We start from the raw sequence: 6,013 nt of genomic DNA, 5'->3' as shown, positions 1-6,013 counted from the left end.
ACACCTTCCACGACGCCCTCGCCCACCACCGCCACACCCAGAACCTCCCCGCCACCAGCCTCGCCTGGGGACTATGGGCCCACACCAGCACCCTCACCGCCGGACTCGGTCAGAACGACCACAAGCGCCTGGCCAGGCTCGGCCTGCGCCCGCTAGAAACGGATCACGCCCTGGCCCTGTTCGACGCGGTGGTCTTCAGCGCGGCCGCGCAGCCGCCGGTGCTCGTACCGGCTCGCCTGAACACGGCGACCGACGCGCCGCCGCCCCTGCTGCGCCGCCTGATCTCCCCACGCCGCCGGGCGGTGCGGGCGGCCGCCGGGCAGGACGGCTCCCTCACGACGCGACTCTCCGCGCTGACTCCCGAACGGCGGAGCGCGGCCCTGCTCGACCTGGTCCGCACCGAGGTCGCCACCGTCCTCAGCCACCCCGACCCCCACACCATCCCCCCCGACCGCCCCCTCATCGAACTCGGCCTCGACTCCCTCACCGCCGTCGAACTCCGCAACCGCCTCACCACCACAACCCACCTCCGACTCCCCGCCACTCTCACCTTCGACCACCCCACCCCCGAGGGCATCGCCGAACTGCTGGACGGCCTGCTCGGCGGGGACGTCCGGGCGGAGAAGGCGCCGGTGCGGGCCGAGACGACCGCGACAGGGTCGCTCGCGGACGATCCGGTCGTCATCGTCGGGATGGCCTGCCGGCTCCCGGGCGGCATCGAGTCGCCGGAGGCGCTGTGGCGGCTGGTGGAGCGCGGCGGGGACGCCGTGTCGGAGTTCCCCGCCGACCGGGGCTGGGACCTCGAACGGCTCTACGACCCCGATCCGGACCATCTCGGCACCTCCTACACCCGGCACGGCGGGTTCCTGCGGGACGTCGCCGACTTCGACGCCACCTTCTTCGGCATCTCGCCCCGTGAGGCGCTGGCGACGGACCCGCAGCAGCGGCTGCTCCTCGAAGTGGCGTGGGAGGCGTTCGAGCGGGCCGGGATCGACCCCCGCCGGCTCAGGGGCAGCCGCACCGGGGTCTTCGCCGGGGTGATGTACCACGACTACGCGCCCCGGCTGCAGGAGATCCCGGGCGACCTGGAGGGCTATCTCGTCAACGGCAGCGCGGGCAGCATCGCCTCGGGCCGCGTCGCGTACACGTTCGGCTTCGAGGGCCCGGCGGTGACCGTCGACACGGCCTGCTCGTCGTCGCTGGTCGCGCTGCACCTGGCCGCGCAGTCGCTGCGTACGGGTGAGTCGGACCTCGCGCTCGCCGGCGGCGTCGCCGTGATGTCGTCGCCCGCCACGTTCGTCGAGTTCTCCCGGCAGCGGGCCCTGGCGGCCGACGGGCGTTGCAAGGCGTTCTCGTCCTCGGCCGACGGCACCGGCTGGGGGGAAGGCGTCGCCCTGCTCCTCCTCGAACGGCTGTCGGACGCACGCAGGAACGACCATCCGGTGCTCGCGGTGGTCCGCGGCTCGGCCGTCAACCAGGACGGCGCGTCCAACGGCCTGACCGCCCCGAGCGGCCCGTCGCAGCAGCGGGTCATCCGGCAGGCGCTCGCCAACGCCGGGCTGACTACCGGCGAGGTGGACGTGGTCGAGGCGCACGGCACCGGCACGACGCTCGGCGACCCGATCGAGGCGCAGGCGCTGCTGGCGACGTACGGCCAGGACCGCCCGGCCGAGCGGCCGCTGTGGCTCGGTTCCCTCAAGTCGAACATCGCGCACACCCAGGCCGCGGCGGGCGGTGCCGGCGTGATCAAGATGATCATGGCGATGCGCGCCGGGGTGCTGCCGAAGACCCTGCACGTCGACGAGCCGACCCCGCACGTGGACTGGTCGAGCGGCGGCGTCCGCCTCCTCGACGAGGCGCGGCCCTGGCCGGAGGACGGCGGCCCGAGACGGGCCGGGGTGTCGTCGTTCGGGGTGAGCGGGACGAACGCGCACGTGATCCTGGAGCAGCTCCCCGCCGCCGAGGAGCCGGTCAGGACGCCGGGCACGCCGCCGCCCGGCACGCGGCCCGCCGTGCCGCCCGCCGTGCCGTGGGTGCTGTCGGGGCACCTGCCCGAGGCGCTGCGCGGTCAGGCCGTCAGCCTCGCGACGTACCTGGACGGCCGGGCGGACCTCGACCCGGTCGACGTGGCGCACTCCCTCGTCTCCGCCAGGACGCTGCTGGCCGAGCGCGCCGTCGTGGTCGCGCCGGACGCGGAGGGGCTGACCTCCGGCCTGGCCGCCCTCACCCGCGAGGGCGCGCTGCCCGGCCACGTCGTACGCGGCACGGCCGACGTCGCCGGGAAGGTCGTGTTCGTCTTCCCGGGGCAGGGCGGGCAGTGGCCCGGCATGGCCGCCGGGCTGCTGGAGTCGGCGCCCGTGTTCGCGAAACGGCTCGCGGAGTGCGAGCGGGCGTTGAGCGAGTTCGTCGACTGGTCGCTGCTCGACGTGGTGCGCGGCGTCCCCGGCGCGCCGGGGCTCGACCGGGTCGACGTGGTGCAGCCGGTGCTGTGGGCCGTCATGGTGTCGCTCGCCGAGCTCTGGCAGTCGTACGGGGTCCGTCCCGACGCGGTGGTGGGCCACTCGCAGGGAGAGATCGCCGCGGCCGTGGTGGCGGGCGGACTGTCGCTGCGCGACGCCGCCCGCGTGGTGGCCCTGCGCAGTCAGGCCATCCGGACCCTGTCGGGCGACGGCGGCATGGCGTCGGTGGCCCTGCCGCTGGAGGAGGCCGAGGCCCGGATCGCGCCCTGGGACGGACGGCTGTCGGTCGGGGTCGTCAACGGGCCGGGCAGCGTGGTCGTGTCCGGCGAGGTAGGCGCCCTGGCCGAACTGCTGGCCGCGCTCGACGCGGAGGGGGTGCGCAACCGGCGGCTCCCCGTCGACTACGCCTCGCACTCCGCCCAGGTCGAGCTGATCTCCGACGAGTTGCCGAAGGCGCTGTCCCCGATCACGCCCCGCGCGCTGACCGTGCCCATGCTGTCGACCGTCACGGGCGAGTGGGCCGGCGAGGCGGAGCTCGACGCCGACTACTGGTACGCGAACCTGCGGCGGCCCGTGCGGTTCGAGGCCGCCACCCGCGCCCTGGCGGCCAGTGGTCACACCGCGTTCCTGGAGATCAGCCCGCATCCGGTGCTGGCGTCGAGCATCGAGGACACCCTGGAGGCGGCGGCGGTCGCGCCCGCGCTGGTCACCGGGACGCTCCGGCGCGACGAAGGCGGGCCGGAGCGGTTCCTCGTGTCGCTCGCCGAGGCCTTCGTGCGGGGCGTGCCGGTCGACTGGGCCGTCGCCCTCCGCGGAGCCGACCCACGCCGCGTCGACCTGCCGACCTACGCCTTCCAGCGCACCCGCTTCTGGCTCGACGCCTCGCGTACGTCCTCGGCCACGTCTTCCGAGGGCGGGGTGAACGACGGCGCTGCCGGGGGGCAGGCGCCCGAACCCGCGTCGCGGTTCGCCGGGCTCGACCCGGAGCAGCGCGGCGAGGCCGTGCTCGACCTCGTCCGCACGGAGGTCGCCGCGGTGCTGCGGCACGCCGACGGTGCGGAGATCCCGCCGGCCAGGGCGTTCCGGGAGCTGGGGCTCGACTCGCTGACCGCCGTGGACCTGCGCAACCGGCTCCGTACGGCGACCGGGCTGCCCCTGCCGACCACGCTGATCTTCGATCATCCCTCGCCCGCCGCGGTGACCGACTACATCCTGTCGGCGCTGGCCGAGGCCGAGGTGGACGGCGACGGAGAACCCGCCGGCGACCCGCTGACCGCGCTGCGGCGGCTGGAGGCGAGCCTGCTCGCCGAGCCCGGCGGCCGGGGCGAGGTCGTCTCCCGCCTGCGCTCACTGCTGGCCCGCTTCGACACCCCGCTCGGCGCGGACGACGACCCGGACGACGAGATCGACCTCGACTCCGCCACCGACGACGAACTCTTCGACCTCCTGGACAGGAGCTGATTTGTGATGGCGAACGACGACAAGCTGCGCGAATATCTCAAGCGCTCGATCGCGGAGACCAAGCAGGCGGAGAAACGGCTGCGGCAGATCGAGGCGAAGTCGCGGGAGCCGATCGCGATCGTGGGAATGGGGTGCCGCCTGCCCGGCGGGGTGGCCTCCCCCGAGGACCTGTGGGACCTGGTCGCCGAGGGCCGCGACGCCGTCACCGAGTTCCCCGCCGACCGTGGCTGGGACCTCGACGCCCTCTACGACCCCGACCCCGACCAGCCCGGCACCTCCTACACCCGCCACGGCGGCTTCCTCGACGACGTCGCCGGATTCGACGCCGGCTTCTTCGGCATCTCCCGCCGCGAAGCACTCGCCAGCGACCCCCAGCAACGCCTCCTCCTCGAAGTCGCCTGGGAAACCCTCGAACGCGCCGGCATCGACCCTGCCACCCTCAAGGGCAGCCGTACGGCGGTGTACGCGGGGGTGGCCGACCGTACGTACGGCTCACGGCTGCCGGAGGTGCCCGAAGACCTGGAGGGCTATCTGGCAATCGGCAACCTGGGCAGCGTGCTGTCGGGGCGGATCGCCTACACCTTCGGCTTCGAGGGCCCGGCGGTGACCGTGGACACGGCCTGCTCGTCGTCACTGGTCGCGCTGCACCTCGCCGTCCAGGCCCTGCGTACGGGGGAATGCGACCTCGCGCTCGCGGGCGGGGTGACGGTGATGGCGAGCCCGATCGGGTTCACCGAGTTCTCCCGGCAGCGGGGGCTCGCGCCGGACGGGCGGTGCAAGGCGTTCTCCTCCTCCGCCGACGGCACCGGCTGGGCCGAAGGAGTCGGCCTCCTCCTGGTGGAACGCCTGTCGGACGCGCGGAGGAACGGACACCCCGTGCTGGCCGTCGTCCGCGGCACCGCCATCAACCAAGACGGCGCCTCCAACGGCCTGACCGCACCCAACGGCCCCTCCCAGCAACGCGTCATCACCCACGCCCTCCACAACGCCGGACTCACCCCCGCAGACGTCGACGCCGTCGAAGCCCACGGCACCGGCACCACCCTCGGCGACCCCATCGAAGCCCAGGCATTGCTCGCCACCTACGGCCACAACCGCCCCGCCGACCGCCCGCTATGGCTCGGCTCCCTCAAATCCAACATCGGCCACGCCCAAGCCGCCGCCGGCGTCGCCGGAATCATCAAAACCGTCCACGCCATCCGCAACGGCCTGCTCCCCCAAACCCTCCACGTCGACCAGCCCACCCCCCACGTCGACTGGACCACCGGCAGCATCAAACTCCTCACCGAATCCCAGCCCTGGCCCGACCACGGCCACCCCCGCCGCGCCGCCGTCTCCGCCTTCGGCGTCAGCGGCACCAACGCCCACGTCATCATCGAACAGGCACCCGACCAGACTGACGCGGCCACGACCGTGGAAACGCCACCGAACGGGTCACGCGCGACGTCCGCCGGCAGCCTGGCGCCGGCGGAGGCCGGGCATCAGGCACCGGCCACGCAGGACCCCGGTGCCCACGACACTCCGCGTCCGGTGGAGGTTTCCCAGGGGCGTGGGGTGCCGGTGGTGGGGTGGGTGGTCTCGGCACGGTCACCCGAAGCACTACGCGCCCAGGCCGCCCGGCTGGCCGACCACCTCGACCGCCACCCCAGCCTGGACGCGGTCGACATCGCGCACTCCCTGGCCACCACCCGCGCCCACTTCGACCACCGCGCCGTCATCACCGGCACCACACCACAGGAACTCCTGGAGCGCACCCGCGCCCTCGCCGACGGCCGCATCACCCCCGGCATCGTCACCGGGGTCGCCCGTCCCGGCAAGGTCGCGTTCGTGTTCACCGGCCAAGGCAGCCAACGCCCCGGCATGGGACGCGGCCTGTACGCCGCCTACCCCACCTTCGCCACCGCATTCGACCACGTCATCCAGGCACTGGATGAGCACCTGGCCGGACACACCCCGGTGCCACTACGCGAGGTCCTGCTCGGGGACGCCGACCAGAGGCTGCTGGACCAGACGCTCTACACCCAGCCCGCCCTGTTCGCCCTGCAGACCGCCCTCACCCACCTGCTCGCCACCTGGGGCATCACCCCCCACAC

Annotated in this window: 2 protein-coding genes; both read left to right on the top strand. The window is 73.8% G+C overall.

Going from position 1 to position 6,013, the window contains the following annotated elements; genetic code table 11:
- The coding region (locus FED44_RS35285) for a type I polyketide synthase (protein ID WP_138463388.1) at positions 1-3,920 on the top strand (3,920 nt) is incomplete at its 5' end.
- Positions 3,921-3,926: 6 nt separating this feature from the next.
- A partial coding sequence (locus tag FED44_RS35280; RefSeq protein WP_138463387.1) for a type I polyketide synthase occupies positions 3,927-6,013 on the top strand: 2,087 nt, incomplete at its 3' end.

This window comes from Microbispora triticiradicis (assembly GCF_005864065.1).
Taxonomy (GTDB): domain Bacteria; phylum Actinomycetota; class Actinomycetes; order Streptosporangiales; family Streptosporangiaceae; genus Microbispora; species Microbispora triticiradicis.
This window is presented reverse-complemented; position numbering and strand designations above follow the sequence as displayed.